The organism is Arthrobacter sp. D3-18, assembly GCF_054408525.1.
The window spans coordinates 4,335,056-4,350,855 of record NZ_CP096440.1 but is presented as its reverse complement, the minus strand read 5'-3'; the positions used below and the strand labels follow the sequence as shown (position 1 = coordinate 4,350,855).

At 62.1% G+C, this 15,800-nt stretch carries 16 protein-coding genes; 7 read left to right on the top strand and 9 right to left on the bottom strand.

Annotation, left to right across the window (positions count from 1 at the left end):
• The first annotated feature begins 26 nt into the window (after nt 1–26).
• From srmL to M1D89_RS22380, 3 genes are all read left to right on the top strand, one after another.
• The gene (gene srmL / locus M1D89_RS22390) at nt 27–1,151 is read left to right on the top strand and encodes a PheS-related mystery ligase SrmL (protein WP_498647099.1); all 1,125 of its coding nucleotides are present in this window, start codon (nt 27–29) and stop codon (nt 1,149–1,151) included.
• A 9-nt stretch (nt 1,152–1,160) separates the two neighbouring features.
• Nucleotides 1,161–1,496 (top strand): hypothetical protein, encoded by a 336-nt coding sequence (locus tag M1D89_RS22385; RefSeq protein ID WP_498647097.1) that lies wholly within the window; start codon nt 1,161–1,163, stop codon nt 1,494–1,496.
• Between the two features lie 174 nt (nt 1,497–1,670).
• Nucleotides 1,671–2,138, top strand: coding sequence for a DUF4383 domain-containing protein (locus M1D89_RS22380; protein WP_498647095.1), 468 nt, complete (start codon nt 1,671–1,673; stop codon nt 2,136–2,138).
• A 101-nt stretch (nt 2,139–2,239) separates the two neighbouring features.
• Here M1D89_RS22380 and M1D89_RS22375 read toward each other — a convergent pair whose 3' ends face one another.
• A complete protein-coding gene (locus M1D89_RS22375) occupies nt 2,240–3,769 on the bottom strand; it encodes an HNH endonuclease (protein WP_498647091.1) in 1,530 nt (509 codons plus the stop codon).
• A gap of 408 nt (nt 3,770–4,177) precedes the next feature.
• On the bottom strand, nt 4,178–4,969 hold the full coding sequence (locus tag M1D89_RS22370) for a TspO-related membrane protein (RefSeq protein ID WP_498647089.1): 792 nt from the start codon (nt 4,967–4,969) through the stop codon (nt 4,178–4,180).
• Between the two features lie 111 nt (nt 4,970–5,080).
• Here M1D89_RS22370 and M1D89_RS22365 point away from each other — a divergent pair, with 111 nt between their 5' ends.
• On the top strand, nt 5,081–5,620 hold the full coding sequence (locus M1D89_RS22365; RefSeq protein WP_498647087.1) for a MarR family winged helix-turn-helix transcriptional regulator: 540 nt from the start codon (nt 5,081–5,083) through the stop codon (nt 5,618–5,620).
• On the opposite strand, the gene M1D89_RS22360 is transcribed toward M1D89_RS22365, so the two are convergent.
• Genes M1D89_RS22360 through idi form a run of 6 tightly spaced genes read right to left on the bottom strand, consistent with a single transcriptional unit; the run spans nt 5,615 to nt 11,453 of the window.
• Nucleotides 5,615–6,820 carry a prenyltransferase gene (locus tag M1D89_RS22360; RefSeq protein ID WP_498647084.1) on the bottom strand — a complete coding sequence of 402 codons (1,206 nt, stop codon included), beginning with the start codon at nt 6,818–6,820 and terminating at the stop codon, nt 5,615–5,617. The two genes, M1D89_RS22365 and M1D89_RS22360, sit on opposite strands and share 6 nt — an antisense overlap.
• Nucleotides 6,817–7,167: a lycopene cyclase domain-containing protein gene (locus M1D89_RS22355; RefSeq protein WP_498647082.1), complete on the bottom strand. Its 351-nt coding sequence runs from the start codon at nt 7,165–7,167 to the stop codon at nt 6,817–6,819. Before M1D89_RS22355 ends, M1D89_RS22360 begins: the two co-directional genes overlap by 4 nt.
• Nucleotides 7,167–8,819, bottom strand: a complete 1,653-nt coding sequence (gene crtI, locus M1D89_RS22350) for a phytoene desaturase family protein (RefSeq protein ID WP_498647081.1) — start codon at nt 8,817–8,819, stop codon at nt 7,167–7,169. The genes M1D89_RS22355 and crtI overlap by 1 nt, the downstream gene beginning before the upstream one ends.
• Complete coding sequence (locus M1D89_RS22345; protein ID WP_498647079.1) at nt 8,816–9,739, bottom strand: phytoene/squalene synthase family protein; 924 nt, start codon at nt 9,737–9,739, stop codon at nt 8,816–8,818. The genes crtI and M1D89_RS22345 overlap by 4 nt, the downstream gene beginning before the upstream one ends.
• Nucleotides 9,736–10,902 (bottom strand): polyprenyl synthetase family protein, encoded by a 1,167-nt coding sequence (locus M1D89_RS22340; RefSeq protein WP_498647076.1) that lies wholly within the window; start codon nt 10,900–10,902, stop codon nt 9,736–9,738. The genes M1D89_RS22345 and M1D89_RS22340 overlap by 4 nt, the downstream gene beginning before the upstream one ends.
• Nucleotides 10,899–11,453 carry an isopentenyl-diphosphate Delta-isomerase gene (gene idi, locus M1D89_RS22335; protein ID WP_498647074.1) on the bottom strand — a complete coding sequence of 185 codons (555 nt, stop codon included), beginning with the start codon at nt 11,451–11,453 and terminating at the stop codon, nt 10,899–10,901. The genes M1D89_RS22340 and idi overlap by 4 nt, the downstream gene beginning before the upstream one ends.
• 103 nt (nt 11,454–11,556) lie before the next feature.
• On the opposite strand from idi, the gene M1D89_RS22330 reads away from it, so the two are divergent.
• A complete protein-coding gene (locus M1D89_RS22330; protein WP_498647072.1) occupies nt 11,557–12,144 on the top strand; it encodes a MarR family winged helix-turn-helix transcriptional regulator in 588 nt (195 codons plus the stop codon).
• 26 nt (nt 12,145–12,170) lie between these two features.
• Here the strand turns inward: M1D89_RS22330 and M1D89_RS22325 are convergent, their stop codons facing one another.
• The gene (locus tag M1D89_RS22325) at nt 12,171–12,989 is read right to left on the bottom strand and encodes a CPBP family intramembrane glutamic endopeptidase (protein ID WP_498647070.1); all 819 of its coding nucleotides are present in this window, start codon (nt 12,987–12,989) and stop codon (nt 12,171–12,173) included.
• A 175-nt stretch (nt 12,990–13,164) separates the two neighbouring features.
• Here M1D89_RS22325 and M1D89_RS22320 point away from each other — a divergent pair, with 175 nt between their 5' ends.
• Nucleotides 13,165–14,283 (top strand): EAL domain-containing protein, encoded by a 1,119-nt coding sequence (locus tag M1D89_RS22320; RefSeq protein WP_498647068.1) that lies wholly within the window; start codon nt 13,165–13,167, stop codon nt 14,281–14,283.
• 115 nt (nt 14,284–14,398) lie between these two features.
• Nucleotides 14,399–15,703: a glycosyltransferase 87 family protein gene (locus M1D89_RS22315; RefSeq protein ID WP_498647066.1), complete on the top strand. Its 1,305-nt coding sequence runs from the start codon at nt 14,399–14,401 to the stop codon at nt 15,701–15,703.
• The last annotated feature ends 97 nt before the right edge of the window (nt 15,704–15,800 follow it).

The following is a 15,800-nucleotide window of genomic DNA, read 5'->3' as shown; positions in this document are numbered from 1 at the left end:
CATTCATTCCAACCCAAGGACCAGCAATGCCCACTTATCTCAGCTCTTTAGAGCTTCACGACGCCCTGAGCATCAGGGATCTCTCGGATCCCGATCATGGCCCACACGCCATGCAATCCCTACTGCACGACGTGCTTCACGCCCTGCGCGAGCAATGGAATGTGCCCGAACGAATAGTTCGACATAGTCCATTGGTCAGCGTTGCCGACAATTACGATCGGCTGGGCTTCAGCCCCGCAGACGTCACGCGTGACCAAAGGTATTCCCGCTATGTCAGCCCCACCGTGATGCTGCGCAGCCACACATCGGCGTCCATTCCATCGCTATTGCGCTCGCTTGATCCGGAGGCGTTGTTGGACGAGCTTTGGGCCATCTCCGGGCTGGTCTATCGCCGCGACTCCATCGACCGCACCCACGTTGGAACGCCCCATCAGGTGGACTTGTGGCGCGTCTGCTCCATTAAGTCGCTGGATTCAGGCCACCTGCAGGAGATGATCAGCTCGCTGGTGGATGCCGTGCTTCCGGGCGCAGAATGGCGCGCCGTTCCGGCCGTCCATCCCTACACCCGAGAGGGCTTGCAGATCGACGTCCTCATGAATGGTGACTGGCTTGAGCTCGCCGAATGCGGACTCATGGCGCCTCAACTTTTCCTTGATGCAGGTTTGGATCCCGGAACCTGGTCCGGCTTGGCTCTAGGGATGGGACTGGACCGTGCCCTGATGCTTCGCAAGGGCATCCCGGACATCAGGTTGCTCAGGTCTGCCGACCTGCGGGTTGCACAGCAAATGCTTGACCTGTCCCCCTGGAAACCTGTGTCCCAATTGCCTCCTATCAGCAGGGATCTTTCCATTGTGATTGGGGAGGACGCAGACGCTGAATTGCTTGGCGACAAGGTCCGGTCAGCCTTGGCTGGCCGAGCCGAGGACTTGGAAAGCGTTGAGCTGCTGGCCTTGACTACCTACAGCCAGTTGCCGCCAGCGGCTCGAGAACGTCTTCACATTCTTGCCGGGCAGGCCAACGCCCTGATTCGGCTGGTACTGCGCCCTCTTGGCCGCACGATGACCGATCCTGAAGCTAACCGGATCCGCGACGACGTCTATCTGGCCTTGCACGAAGGTCCCGTCAAGGAGCTCATCGCGTCCGATTGCTAGGCTGGACTCATGACCCGTCGCCTTGCTGCCCTGACCGCCGTCCCCCTGTTGCTGCTGCTCGTCGGCTGCGGAGCCGTGGAGGAAGCAGCTACAAACGCAGCCAGCGGCGCCGCATCGAAGGTGGCTACGGCCGCCGCCGATGAAGTGACCAAGCAGGTCTGCGCTGTAGTCCAGGACGGCTTGGTCAGCGTTCAGGACAAGCAGTTGCTTGCCGGCTTGGTCTCGGCCGCCGGTGCTGCCGGCGTTCCCGCTGAAATCACGACGCCGTTGAACCAGATCGCGGAAGCCGGAGACGAGGTGCCGGCCGAGTCGGTTCAGGCCCTCAAGGACGCCTGCGCACCGTAGCAGTATTTCAGCGGTCCGGATGTCGGATGCCGTTGCAAACTATCCCACCTGCAGTGAGCTTGATTCCTTTTATACTAAGCAGCCTTATGATATTTTCAGGTTGACTGGGATTGAGCAGACGGTTCCGGTCACGACAACCAGGATCTTGAGCCGTTTGCCAATAGAGGAGAACTCATGACATCCACCAATAGCCCCGCCGGAACCCGATCAACCATCCAACGAGCAGCACAAATCGTGGGAGCAGTATTCCTCCTCGTTGGAGTGCTGGGATTCATCCCTGGAATCACTTCGAATTACGAGTCATTGTCGTTCGCAGGACATGATTCCGACGCACTCTTGTTGGGAATTTTCCAAGTTTCGATCCTGCATAACATCGTGCACCTGCTCTTTGGTGTGGTAGGAATCCTGATGGCCCGTACGCCAGGACAGGCACGCAACTACCTTATTGGTGGTGGCGCTGTGTACCTGGTGCTTTGGATCTACGGTCTGGTCATCGATCAGGAATCCAGCGCGAACTTCGTGCCGGTCAACAACGCCGACAACTGGCTTCACCTCATCTTGGGAGTGGGCATGCTGGCGCTCGGCCTGGCGCTTAGCCGACGGACCACCAACACCCGCACGGGATCCGTGACCGGAAGGTAAACGCAATGCGCTCCTAAGGGCCTGATGACACCAGACGGGCGGACAGCTGGGCGGTCCGCCCGTTTGCGTGTGTAGGGTGCAAGGCTTCACGGGTGCTGAGTTCAGGCTGACTGGGGAAGTGTTGTAGGCGACGGTTTCGTTGGCCCAACCCGATGTCCCGGGAGGGGTGGGGGTCTGGACCGGTAGCTGTGACCGGTGGGAGTGCAGACTTCGATGGTGTGCACCTCCCTGGTGTTCGTGCTGTCCGTACTCCCGCTAAGCCCGATGCCAGCGTTTGTAACTCCGGAAGGCCCGGTGCCTGAGGTGGTTCTGGCGGTCCATCCCGGGTTTTCTTTGGTGTGGTTGCAGGCTTCGCACAGCCCTGCTCCGTTGGTCAGGGTGGTGGTTCCGCCTGAGTGCCACGGGACGATGTGATCGATGTGCCGGATGGGCGCGTCGCAGTAAGGGGTGCGGCAGATGTCGTCGCGGGTTTCGATGAAGCGCCGCATACGGCCAGGGAAGAGCCGTGCTTTGGAGTCCATGCTCAGCAGCTCGCCCGTGCCCGGCGCGGTGTAGAGCCGGCGGAGCCAGACAGTGAACTCTGTATCCGGCGTTGTCGTTTGCTCTTGGCCTGTTTGCTCCTCATTAACGAGGGTTCTTGCCCATTCGGCCGGGACGATTCCGTAGCCCTGAAGCCGGGCTGGTTCGCTGTCGCCTTGGAAGAGGGTGCGGTCGGTCATGACGAGGTCCAGGTTGATCCCCGAGACCCCGCCGGGTGTGCCGGTGACGCGTTCGACCAGGGTGTCGGCCATGACCTGGCCACGGTTCCGGACAACCCCGACAGACCCCGCGCCTCTAACAGACCCCGCGCCCCCGACAACCCCCGCGCCCCTAACAGACCCCGCGGATTTTGGATCACCGCTGGAACGGGCCGAATCAGCCGCCCGGCTCAGGGCTGCGTAGACGGCTACGCCTTGGGCGACGGGCAGCAGGGCGGTCAGGTAGGTCATGGCGTCCGGCGCCGGGCGCAGGCTCATGGTCCGTTCGGCGGCGGCCCGGCTGGCACGCCCGACCACGGACCGGGGATCCCGCCGATACGCGGCAGCTTTCGCCGCCGCAAGGATCACCTTATCCCCGGCACCATCGAAGGTCCCGGTATCGGCGGCGAGCTCTTCATCCACCGCACACCGGTCCTCAACAGAGAGGCACGCGGTCTCTTTTACCAGCAGCGTGGCCCGCCATTCATTCAACTGGCCCGTCTCCAATGCAGCCAAAGTCCGTGGCATCTCCATCACGAGGGCCTTCGCCAAACCAAGGAGCCGGGACCCGCGGTTCGGTGACTCCCGCCTCGCCAACGCCACCTGAGAACTCACGCCCTGGCCACGGTCGGACGCAGGGACCCCGGCTGCTTCCTGCTCCCGGCGCTGGGCGAGATCGAAAGCCACAGCCGCCCGTGCGTGCACAGCGGAAATTGCCGATTTCAGGTTCTCCAACCCCCGGATTTGCTCGATCAGCCCGGCACTATCGGCGCCCAAGCGGACAGTGTTCAGGAGCGAGAGGACATCGGAAACCCGGGGCCCATACGGAGAGCCCTCCGGATCGCGACGAAGCACGACTGCATCAATCGCCTCGCCCTCCCGCAGTTGCTCCATGCCCCCACTCTTCCAGCCACCAGAGAACGCAATAAGACCGCAATCCTCCTATGTGGAAAACCAACCAGAACCAACCAGCCCCGAACCCAGCACACCAGAACCAACCACCCCGAACCCAGCACACCCCGAATCCCACCCCTGTCCGCGTGGCTCACCGCTCTGCGGCTCGCGCAGCGAACTAGTGCGGGTTTCGTAGCCGGCCAGCGGCCACGCTAGCGACGTGCAATCCCACCCCTTTCCGTATGGCCCACCGCTCTGCGGGTCGCGCAGCGAACTAGTGCGGGTTTCGTAGCCGGCCAGCGGCTACGCGCTAGCGACGTGCAATCCCGCCCCTGTCCGTATGGCCCACCGCTCTGCGGCTCGCGCAGCGAACTAGTGCGGGTTTCGTAGCCAGCCAGCAGGCAAACGCTAGCGACGTGCCAGCGCCGCCCGTGTCCGCACTGTGATTGCAGCACCGAGGACCAGGGCAGCAGCAACAGCCGCGGCGATCGCCGTCGGGAATGATTCCGGTGAGTTGGCGCTGCGGCCGACCGTAATCCACACGAGGCCCCACGCGATGGCGGCAGCCAGGGCGAGCCGCCCGTGGCCCTTGATCGCCAAGGCAATGCCCACCACAGCGACCACCACCAGAACGGCGACGGACCAGACTTCCGGACGCAGCCCGAAGCCCCCAAAGCCAGATGCTTTCAAAGCAGCGGCGATGTTGGCGCACACGGCCACACTGGTCCAGCCCAAGTACAAGCCCAAGGTCCCATCAACAACCACCGCCTCAACCCAGGACCCGGCCCGGCTCTGGCTGTAGCGCAGGAAAGCCAGCACAAGGGTCACCAGCAATGCCAGGATCACCAGGACGCTGAGCAAGAGCCAGCCAGCCTGCACGGACAAAATCCACACCGCATTGAGGATCATGGACACGGCGACGATCCATCCAAGCGACCGTTGCCGCATGCTGGAACGCTGGGACGGCAGCCATTGCCATACCGTGAAAGCGGCAAGTCCGGCGTAAACCACAGACCAGATGGAGAAAGCGGGAGTCGCGGGAGCCAAAAGGGTTGAATCGGCGGCCAAAGCGCCACCAGCTGCCTGCGCAATTGGTGTCCCACCGAAGACGCCAACGCCGATCATCGAACCAACGATGCAGACCACCAGGCTCACGGTGACCGTGATCTGCCGCAAAAGATCTGAGCTTTGGATTGCCATTTGCCGAGCCTCTTTCCGTGTGGGATGTTCGGTGTCATGCATTCACGAGGTACGTGACCTAGTATCAAAATGCTAGTGACACGAGCTTTACGCTTATCGAAGGAATATGGGATGGACTCGGAAGGCCACGCAAAGGGCTATTGGTACGGGAAAGACCCAGGTCAGAAGGCCATAGCCATTGATGTCCTGAACGCCTTGCGGGATTACCGCGCCTCCGAGCAAGCGATGCGTCGCAGGACCCGCTCGTCCATGGGGATGGGCGAGAAGGATTTGCTGGCCCTGCGCTATCTCTTCGAAGCCGAGGCCGCGGGCAAAGTGATGAAGCCGAAGGACTTGGGCGACAAACTCGGCATAACGTCGGCATCCATGACCACGCTGATCGACCGTTTGGTGGAGTCCGGCCACATTCGCCGCGAACCCCACCCCACTGATCGTCGGGCATTGATCCTGAAGGCCACTCCGGGCTCGGACCAGGAAGTGCGGCACACCTTGGGCGGAATGCACCGCCGAATGCTGGACGCAGCGTGCGCCTTGAGCCCTGACGAGTCGCAGGTGGTGGTGAACTTCCTGCAGCACATGCGCGAAGCATTGGACACCATCGATGAAGATCCTGCGAAACCTGAGGCCCCCGAACACACGCCGCCTTCATGACGTGAGGCTCCACTGCAGGATAAATATGAGAGTCACCAGGAATCCTGAAAAGTAGTTGAGCCAGATGAACCGCCGCCATGCCACATTGGTGCGTGCCGCCGTCGTATCCGTGACGTTCCAGTAAGGCGCGCAGTTGACGATGTAGGGGATGGCGATGATCGCTGCCAGCGGGCCGGGCCATGGCGTGGCCAGCATCGCGAGGCCGGCAACAAGCCAGAGTCCGACGGCGAGCCTCACCGTCCGGCGGGCACCGATGACGGTTGCTATGGAGCCAATACCGGCTTGCCGGTCGGGTTCAATGTCCTGAACGGCGCCGAAGGCGTGTGCGGCCATTCCCCACAGGAAAAACGCGGCCAGCAGGATCAGCAGCCCCGGCGTCACGTCAGCGCCAGCCAGCGCCAACCCGACGACGGCGGGACTCACGAAGTGCGTGCTCGACGTCAGCGAGTCCAAGACGGGCCGTTCCTTGAAGCGAAGTCCGGCCACCGAGTATGCCACCACTGCGAATGTACTTACGGCCAGGCTGATCCATGCGGCAGGCCCGCCCGCCAACGCCAACACCAGCAGGAACGGAACGTTGGTGATCGCCGCGAGCCACAGCATGGGCCTGTGAAGGTGCGGTTGGAGGAGCGCGCCTTCGATGCCGCCTTTGCGTGGATTCTTGAGATCCGAGTCATAATCAAAGACGTCATTGATGCCGTACATGGCCAGGTTGTACGGAATCAGGAAGTAAAACGTGCCAATGATCAGAACCCAGTCGATCTCCCGGGTGGTCAAGAGCATGGCCGCGGCAAAAGGGTAGGCGGTGTTGATCCAACTGACGGGCCGGGACGCGAGCAGGGCCTGGGGGACGAGGCCTTTGAGATTGGATGAACCGGAACTGGACCCTTTACGCTTCCGCGTCAGCCACATCCACAAGCCGGGCAACGCCACAACACCCGCCAGCGGATAAGCGAAATCCTCGATAGGGGCCAGGCCAATTTTTACGCCGAGGATGTGCGCCGCGTCGTAGTGGAAGAGTTCCATCCCGATCATGACGGAATCGAAAACGGCTGTCAGGACGGCCAGCGCAGCGAACGCGAGGCCCACTGCCTTCCAATGCTTGCCGGCCTCGCCGCGCATGGCACCTCGACGAGCAAAGATCACGCCGGCAACGGCTGCCGTGGAGATGAAGGCGAGCGCGAGCCAGAGATACGTCATACGGTCTCCCGCTCTTTCTCGCTGTGCGTGACCGGCTTCCGGTCAAGCAGCCGCCGCGCGCCCGTGTAAAGGACCATCGTGCACAGCACCAGGAAGACCAGGAACACAGGTTCTTCAATGGGCAGCTCCGGCGCGAGCAGTAACCCGGTGGCGATGGTGCCTTCCCCTCGCAGGAAGATCCCCAATCCGATTCCGGCCAGGTCCCACGCTAGAAGGAACAAGAGCCCGACGGCGGTCACGATTGCCGCTGCTTTTGCGTCCCGCCAGAAGAACAGACGGAAGCGGTGGTCGAGCAGGAGCATGCAACTAATGCCCAGCAGCAACGAGACCAAGTAGAGAGCACCCATCAGCCAATCCTGCTAGCTACAGGCCTCACAGTGGTAGGGCCAGAGCTGTGATCGCCGCGGATTCGCTTCAACACCAGCTCGGCGCTGATGAGGCACATGGGCACACCGACACCCGGTGCAGTGGTGGCGCCCGCGTAGTACAGGCCGCGAACACGTTTGGACGAGTTCTGGGCCCGGAACATCGCGCTTTGCCGGAGGGTGTGTGCGGGGCCAAGCATGCCGCCGCGCCACGAGTTGTAATCGCGTGCGAAGTCGGCCGGGCCGATGGTGTGGCGGACCACCATACGTTCGCGGAGATCCGGAATGTTGGCCCATTGGGCGATCTGGTCGATTGCGGCGTCGGCAGTCCGCTCGATCAGCACATCGCCGTTGCCGTCAGGCCCACCCGCTCCCAGGGATGGGTCGGCAGGGATGGGAACCAGGACAAAAAGGTTCTCGTGGTCCTGTGGCGCGACACCGGCGTCGGTAGCACTGGGTTTGCAGACGTAAATAGAGGCAGGATCAGGGATGCTCGGTGCTTCACCAAAGATTGAGGCGAAGTTTGCCGCCCAATCGCGGGTGAAGAACAAGGAGTGGTGGGGAAGGTCCGGCAGCGAACCCTTCACCCCCAGCATCACCAGCACTGCTCCGGGCCCACTGGTGCGGCTCTGCCAGTACTTTTTGTTGTAGCTCCGGTCCCTGACGCCCAGGAGCTGGGTTTCGGTGTGGTGCAGGTCGGCGCCGGAGACCACTTGGTCGGCAACGCTGTAGTGCTCTGCTCCTGAGCGATCGCGCCACTTGACGCCGGTGACTTCCCGGCTGTCCTTGCCTGTGAGGCCGGCGGGGAGGTTCAGGCCGTCAAAGCGCCCCAGTTTCTTGGTGTGGGTGGCTTCGCGGGTGGTGATCTTGAGGGCTTCTGCCCCTGTATGGATCCTGACCCCGGCGTCGAGCGCCAGTGCTTCGAGGCGCTCCACGAGGGCCCAAAAGCCGCCCATTGGGTACTGCACGCCGTCCCCTAGGTCCAAAGCACTCATCAGGTGGTACATGGCCGGCGCATCGGAAGGGTTGGTGCCCAGGAAAACTGCCGGGTAGCCAAGAACCTGCCGGAGCACTGGATGTTGGAACCGTTGGGACACGTATCTATCGAGGGGCGTCAGGAGCAGCTGCGCGAGTTTGGGAAGGCTGCGCACAACTTCTGGATGAAGTAGCGCCTGAAGCTTGGTGAACGGGTTGTAAAGGAAGAACCTTTCGGCCATTTCCGTAGTGTGCCGCGCGGAAGCGAGATAGGACTTGAGCTGTTTGGAGCTCCCGGGCTCCACGCGTTCAAAGGTCGCCAAAACCTTCTCGCTGCCAAGCGGGACGGTCAGCGGCTCGGGCCGCACGCCGTCGTGATTTGGTTCGCTGAAGATGCGGTACGCAGGGTTGAGCGTGCGGAGATCCAACTGTTCAGCGGTGCTGGTGCCGAGCAGATCGAAGAAGTGGTCGAAGACGCCGGGCATCAGATACCAGGAAGGGCCGGTGTCCCACCGGAAGCCATCCCGCTCGAGGCTGCCGGCACGGCCGCCCACCTGATCACGTTGTTCGAGGAGCTGGACCTCGTGTCCTTCGTGGGCGAGGAGTGCGGCGGTGGCAAGCCCAGCAATGCCACCGCCGATCACTACTGTCCGGGTCATCGGTGCAGCTCCATCCAGGTTGAGGCGACGGCGCGGGCGGCGAGCCCGGCTTTCACGGGATCCGGTACACGGACCCGGGAACGGTAGAGCTCGTCCACCGTGGCCTGTTCGATTCTGTCCGTGAGCGCTTGGAATAGTGCCAGCGCGCTCCGGACAGCGGCGCGGGCATCGCGCGGCAGCATGGGGATGACGGCGTTGGCATCAGCCAACTGCGCCCGGATGGTGCTGACCCAACCCATGCGGTCGCGGTCCTCGAGGTGGTCCGAGGTGCCAAGGTAGCTGCGTCCCAGCCGGGTGGTGTCGTCCGCAAGGTCCCGGAGGAAGTTGATGTTTTGGAAAGCAGCACCCAACCTGCTGGCTCCATGCTCCAAAGCTGCAGCGTCGCCGTCGTCGATGTTCTCATCCCGCATGAAGACGCGCAGGCACATCAGCCCCACTACCTCGGCGGAACCGTGGACGTAGCCGTCGTGGGCATCCGCGTCGAAACGGAGGGGCGCGGGTGGGGCGGCATTTCGCTCCAGGAAGTCAGTGCGCTCGCCGAGGTCCATACGCATGGAGTCAAAGAACGGGTCGATGAGCGAGTCGTCGATCCCGGCGGTTCGGGCTGTCTGGGCGAAGGCATGGATGATGAGGTCGCTGCTGTAGCCGAGCATGACTGCCCGGTGCGTCTCGTCGACGAAGTGGGTGAGGGCGTCGCACTGCTCCTGATAGCTCAGGCCGGCCTCCGCCGTCACACCGTCCACGAGTTCGTCGGCCACCCTTACCAGGGCGTAGATGTTGCGGACGTGCTGGCGGTGCCTGGATCCCAGCAGCCTGCACGCCAAGCCGAACGAGGTGGAGTATGCGGAGATGACCTGATTGGCGGCGCGCTCCGCGGTCCGGGTGAAATGCGTCAATGAGGTATCCGTGGCCACGCTCATGATTGCCGCCCTTCAAGCTGTCCCGCGAGGTCAAGCAGGACATTGCGTACGCTTGCCGGGATGGTGGTGGTCAGCTGACTGTTGAATGCCTGCATTTGTTCCTCGATGAGACCTTGGACGAATGCCTCTGCGCCGCAATCGCTAAGGTGCAGGCGGACGTGCTCGCCTTCGCCGACGCTGAGCTCAGGCATGCCGAAGAAGGGTTCGATGTCCGGCCATGCATGTGTGGTCCGTGCATGGGCGATGATGGCCGTCTCCTTGCCCTCGCGGAGGTCCGAAAAGGGATCCTTGCCGTGGCGGCGAGGATCCCCGAAAGTTGACAGGAGGTCGTCCTGGAGTTGGAAGGCGAGCCCAAGGTGCCTGCCGGCTGTTGCGAGCGAATTCTCGACGGCGAAGTCGGCACCGGCCAGCGTAGCGGCGGCACGCAGCGGGAGCTCGAAGGTGTAAGTGGCGGTTTTGTAGCCGCACATCACCAGGATGGTCTGGAGGTCCGGGGCTATGACGCCGTCACCGAGGCCCACATCCAGTTGTTCGCCGGCCACTGTCTCATTGATGGTGTGTTCCAGGAGGTCGAGGAGCCGCAGGCGGATCTCATGTGGGAGATCCGCCCGGGCGAAGGACTGGTGCGTAGCCGCCAAGAGCATGTCGCCCATGAGTATCCCGCCGGTTTGGGCCCAGTGGAAGCTGCTCCCGGCGCGGGTTCCACGAGCGCCGTCCGCGCCGTCAGCGCCCTCACGTCCATCCACGCCCTCACATCCATCCGTGCGGGCGGTTGCGGAGGCTTCCGCGAGGAGGGAACCGATCAGGTTGGGGTGCCCGCGTCGGACGAGGTCGCCGTCGATCACGTCATCATGCAGCAGGAAGGCGTAGTGCAGGAGTTCAATGGCGGCGGCGATACTGATGGCGGTCTCGCGCTGACGTGAGTCTGCAGAGTCGTACTGTTGATGCCGCTGGCAGAGCGCGTCGTACGTTTCCATGAGCAGCAGTGGCCGGACGAACTTGCCGCCCAGGACGTTCTGGCCTGCGAGCGCCCACAGCCTGGCGAAGTCCGGGCCATAGGCAGTTGCCGCACTTGCCCGCTTGCCGATGAGTCCGCTCAGCTCGTTCTCGATCGCCGTGCAAAGGTCGGTGCGCCCGCGAACGCCACTCGAGGTGATGGTCATGCTTCAGCTCCAGCTTGCAGTGGCAAAGCGTTCGCCTTGAGGAGCTCCGGAAATTGAAGCCCGAGCCACGGGCTGAAAGCGGACGGCGTGTGTTCCAAAGCATCGGCCAGCAGCGCGGGTGCGATCCAGGCCCAGTCCGCTACCTCGGCGGGATTCGGCTTCAACGCCCCGGTGATGCGGGCTATGTAGACAGGGCAAATTTCGTTTTCCACTATGCCCGTTGGATCTACTGCCCTGTATCGGAAGTGGGGGAGGACCAGTTCGATCCTGGTGGCGTCCACCCCGAGTTCGAACTGGGCACGCCTCAGGACAGCATCCTCGAACTCTTCACCCGGACCGGGGTGCCCGCAGAAGCTGTTGGTCCACACTCCGGGCCACGTCTTCTTCTCGGGTGAACGGCGGGTCAGGAGAAGTTCTCCGGCGTCGTTGAGCAGGTAGCAGGAAAAGGCGAGGTGGAGGGGCGTATCCAGTGTGTGAACTCCTGCCTTGGGAGCCTCGCCAATGGGCGCCCCGGCGTCGTCAAGGAGGACCACCATCTCTGTCGCGTTCATGTTGCGCCTTCCTCCACACTCTGTTTCTGCCCGAAACCCGAATATTGCTAGACAAGCTAGAAGAAAGGCTACCATGTAGGAAGTTAGGTGTAACATACCAAACATGTCCAGTCCTGAAGAGATACCTGAAGAAGCCGGGACCCCGGTTTCCGCTGGTATCTATGATGTGGACGCCAACGATCCTCATCAGGAACTGGTGGATCGCTCAAACCTCTCGGAAGCGGATGTCCAGCAAATCAGCCACCTCATGGCAGCGCTGGGAAGACTGCGCGAGGCTGAACAACGGCTCTCCGACGCCTCGCTTCGGTACATGAAACTGAACCAGTCCGACATGCGCGCACTGCACTACCTGATTGTCTGTGCCAACCATGGCGTGATCGCTACGCCCGGTGCAATAGCCTCCCGTCTCAATATCTCGACGGCGTCAACCACCAAGCTGCTCGACCGGTTGGAACGCGCCGGCCACGTCACGCGACGCGCGCACCCCTCCGACCGCCGCGCCCTCGCCATCGCCATCACACCTGAAACGCACGAGGCCGCCATGAGGACCGTTGGGCGGCAGCAGGCCAAACGGTTCCTGGCGGCGGCCAGGCTGAGCCCTGCCGAGCGGGAATCGGTGATTCGATTCCTTGATGACATGGCGCAGGAGATCGAAGTTTCAGATGAAGCGTGGGCAGGTTCGGGGACGTAAGCCCGCCGCCGGTCCAGAAGGCCGGACTAGTACAGGAAAATCGGCAGCCAGTCGCGGTTGTGCGCGTGGACCAATGCCAGGAACAAGACGAAGTCGAAGAGCAGGTGCACCGACACCACGTACGTGAATGACTTGGTGAGCTTGAACGTGTAGCCCTGCAGCAGTGCGAACGGGAACGTCAGGAGCGGACCCCACGACTGGTAGCCGATCTCCCACAGGAATGACGAGAACACCACGGCTTGCAGGAGGTTGGCCAACCAGTCCGGGAAATGTTGCCGCAGCAGGGTGAAGGTGGTGCAAATGAAGAACAGTTCATCCCAGATACCCACAGCGTTGACGCCCAGGAAGAGCCGCCAGAAGATATCGGGATCCGAAGCGTCCGGCCAGTTTTGGTAAACACCGGTCCTGATCAAGTACACCGGCAGGATGAAGTATCCGAGCGCCACCACGCCTATCAAGTACAGCTTCGCTGCCAGGGGCCACTTGCGGCCGGTGTTGACGGGAAACTTGATGATGTCTTCGCGGTAGACGAACCGGGACACCAGCCATGGCACCAGCACAGCCAATGCCAGGGCGCCGCCCATGAGGGCCATGTGCTCTGTGCTGAGGTCGGCGTTGAGCGGTACCAAGCTGAAGATGGTCATACCTGCCGCGATCAACGCGAGGTGTCTCATCAGTCGATGGTCGATGAAAGCCGCGGTGGCCACGCTTGCCATCAACAGGCCATAGCCGAGCAGCTCGTTGCCCATCGCAAAGAGCGGCACGCCGGACAAGGAAAGCAACGCCGCCGGCAACAGCTTCCAACTAAGTGCGGTGCGGGGTGATTCCGTTGAAATGGATGTCACCCCTCCAGCATGTCAGGGCTTGCCGTCCGATAACACGTTTTCCCTCGTCAGGAGTCATCTCGGTGTCTCAGATGCTCTGATTCCTCTGTAAGATTCGTGACAAGGCCCACATGTTTGTTGGTGGAGCCAAGTCATGGCTGGCTTAGCCAGTGGGGGACACACAAAGGAATAATTAATGGCTCAAGACGCGGGCTCTCTTAAACCGGAAAGCGGCAGCTCACCGAAGGATGACGCTGCTGCCGCCGATGACGCTGTTACGGCGCCGGCAAGCGAAGACATGACCATGCGCGAACAAGTGCTCGACATCATTGAATCCATCCTTGCCGACAGTGATGCCCGGAGCGAAGGAGCAAGGAACAACCTTCGCTCCTTGATTGAGGCACGACCCGACGATCCTGAGCGTGCCTTGTTGGAGCACTTGCTCGAGACCCGTAAGACGCCAGGTTCAGCGGCCAAGGTCCCGGTTCAGCGTGAAGTTGCCAGCCTGCACTTGGAGTCCTCGGACACAGCCCGGACAGTCTCGGTCCCGGTTAGCCACGAAGTCCGCGAAGGCATCCAGTCGATCCTGGCAGACAAGCTCTTGCTGACAGCTTTCCAGCCCGTCCATGCACTGCCCGGCGGCGAGGTTGTGGGCGTAGAGGCGCTCACCAGGTTCGTCGGAGAGGATGGAGCCGGAGCCGATGTCTGGTTCAACGAGGCTGCGGCAGCCGGATTGGGCACGGAACTTGAAATTGCCGCGCTGCACTGCGCCCTGACGGCAGCGCACGACGTCCCGGACAACATGTCCGTGGCGCTGAACCTCACCCCTGCAACGTCCAACGACCCCCGAGTGCGGAACCTTCTGGCGGCAGCAGCACTCGCCCCGGACAGGATCATCGTTGAACTGACGGGCAGCTTGGAATCCGTGGAAGGGCAAACCGGCGACGACGGCCTGGGGCCATTGCGAACCCTGGGCCTGCGGCTGGCCATCAGTGCGTCCGGTGCCGCTTTGGTTTCCATGGAACGGATTGAACAGTTGCGCCCCGACATCATCAAGCTGGACCGCCATTTGATTGAAGGAATAGAAAGCAGCGACGGTCAGAAAATCCGTGCCAGGGCCATCGTGGAACTTGCGCGGGAGATCGGCGCGGACATCATTGCGGAAGGCATCGAAACAGCAGCCGAACTTGATGAAGTCGCCGCGCTGAAGGTCACAGCAGCGCAAGGTTACCTCTTGGGTCGCCCCTCCGTTCACCCGTTGGATTGGTCCGCATGGAGCATACGCGCGCAGACGGAAGCCCAGCCCGCAGGGTAAGCAACTGCCGGGCGTTTGGGTGTCTCGCGTAAAGTAGCATGCGGGGGTTTTTCGGTCCCAAGAAAATCGGGGATTGCTGAGGCAAGGACCCACCTAGCCAGGAAGTTCTTCGTTGATGGACAGTTTTTTCAGTAAGCTCGCGGAAATCCGCGGTAAAACAATCCCAGCGAGGTTGGCGGCACGCATGAACTCCCCGCGGGGCCTGCTGTGGGGCTTCGTAGTGATTCACCTGGTGTTCCTGGTCTTTGGGGCCGTGCTCTCGTTGCGCGGCGAAGCGTTCAGCGACACCTTTATCTACCGTGAATGGGCGCTGGCCGGATTCGATGAAGCAAACCTCACCGGGGGACCCAGCCCGTGGGTCTATCCCATCCTGGCGCTGATTCCCATGGGCTTGGCAGCTGTAGCCGGTCCTGGCCCTTTCTTCTTCCTTTGGGTCCTGCTCACCACACTGCTGAACGGTTGGGCGGTGCTCAAACTCACCGACCGCGGCCGCCGGCAGGAAGCAATCCCGGCTGCCTGGTGGTGGCTGGTATTCGTCTTCCTCATGGGCTGGTTGGGCTTCGCCCGCGTTGACGGACTAACTGCCCCCATAGTCCTCGTGGCCCTTGTTTACGGGGTCACGCGGCCCTTCGTCGCGTCGGTCCTCCTGAGCGTCGCCACCTGGGTGAAGGTGTGGCCCGCCGCTGTGATGCTGGCCCTGTTCGCAGTGGTCAGGAAACGCCTGCACGTTGTGGCGGCAGGAATCGCGACGACGGCGGTTGTAGTTGCGCTTGCCGCAGCAGTTGGTGCCGTTCCCAAGTTGCTGAACTTCCTGACACAACAGGGAGATCGCGGCATGCAGCTCGAAGCGACCTTCACCACCCCCTGGTTGTGGTTGTCTGTCCTCGGCGTCGGGGATTCCCGCATGTACATGAACACTGACATCAACTCCATGCAGGTGGACGGACCCGGCACTGCACTCATGTCCGTGCTGATGCAGCCGCTCCTCCTCCTGGCGGCGGCCGCCGTCGCCGGTCTGACCTTCTGGGCCCTGCACCAAGGCAAGCTCAACGGCGGAGTGGACCGGACGGAACTCCTGCTTTCGGGAGCGCTCACGTTGGTGACCGCCTTCATCGTTTTCAACAAGGTGGGTTCACCCCAGTTCATGGTGTGGCTCGCTCCGGCGGTAGCTGTGGGTCTGGCACACAACTGGAAAGAGTGGCGCGTGCCCGCCACCATGCTGATTGTGATTGCAGTTGCCACCTACTTCATCTACCCGCTCTTCTACGATGCACTGAGCCACAACAATCCTTGGATGGCCCTGGTTCTGACTATCCGCAACGTCCTGCTGGTGGTCCTCTTCTTCTGGTCGGCGCGTCGCCTGTATTCACTGGGCCGTAAGCCATCCGTGGTCACCGCACCAGCGGGCAAGGAGCACTAAGATTTCCGCGACGTTCTTCGACCAGCTGGTCCGTATCCGAAGCCGTTTCCTGCCTCCCGCAGTTGTAGCGTGGTTCGCCCGCCCCTCCAGCGTGTGG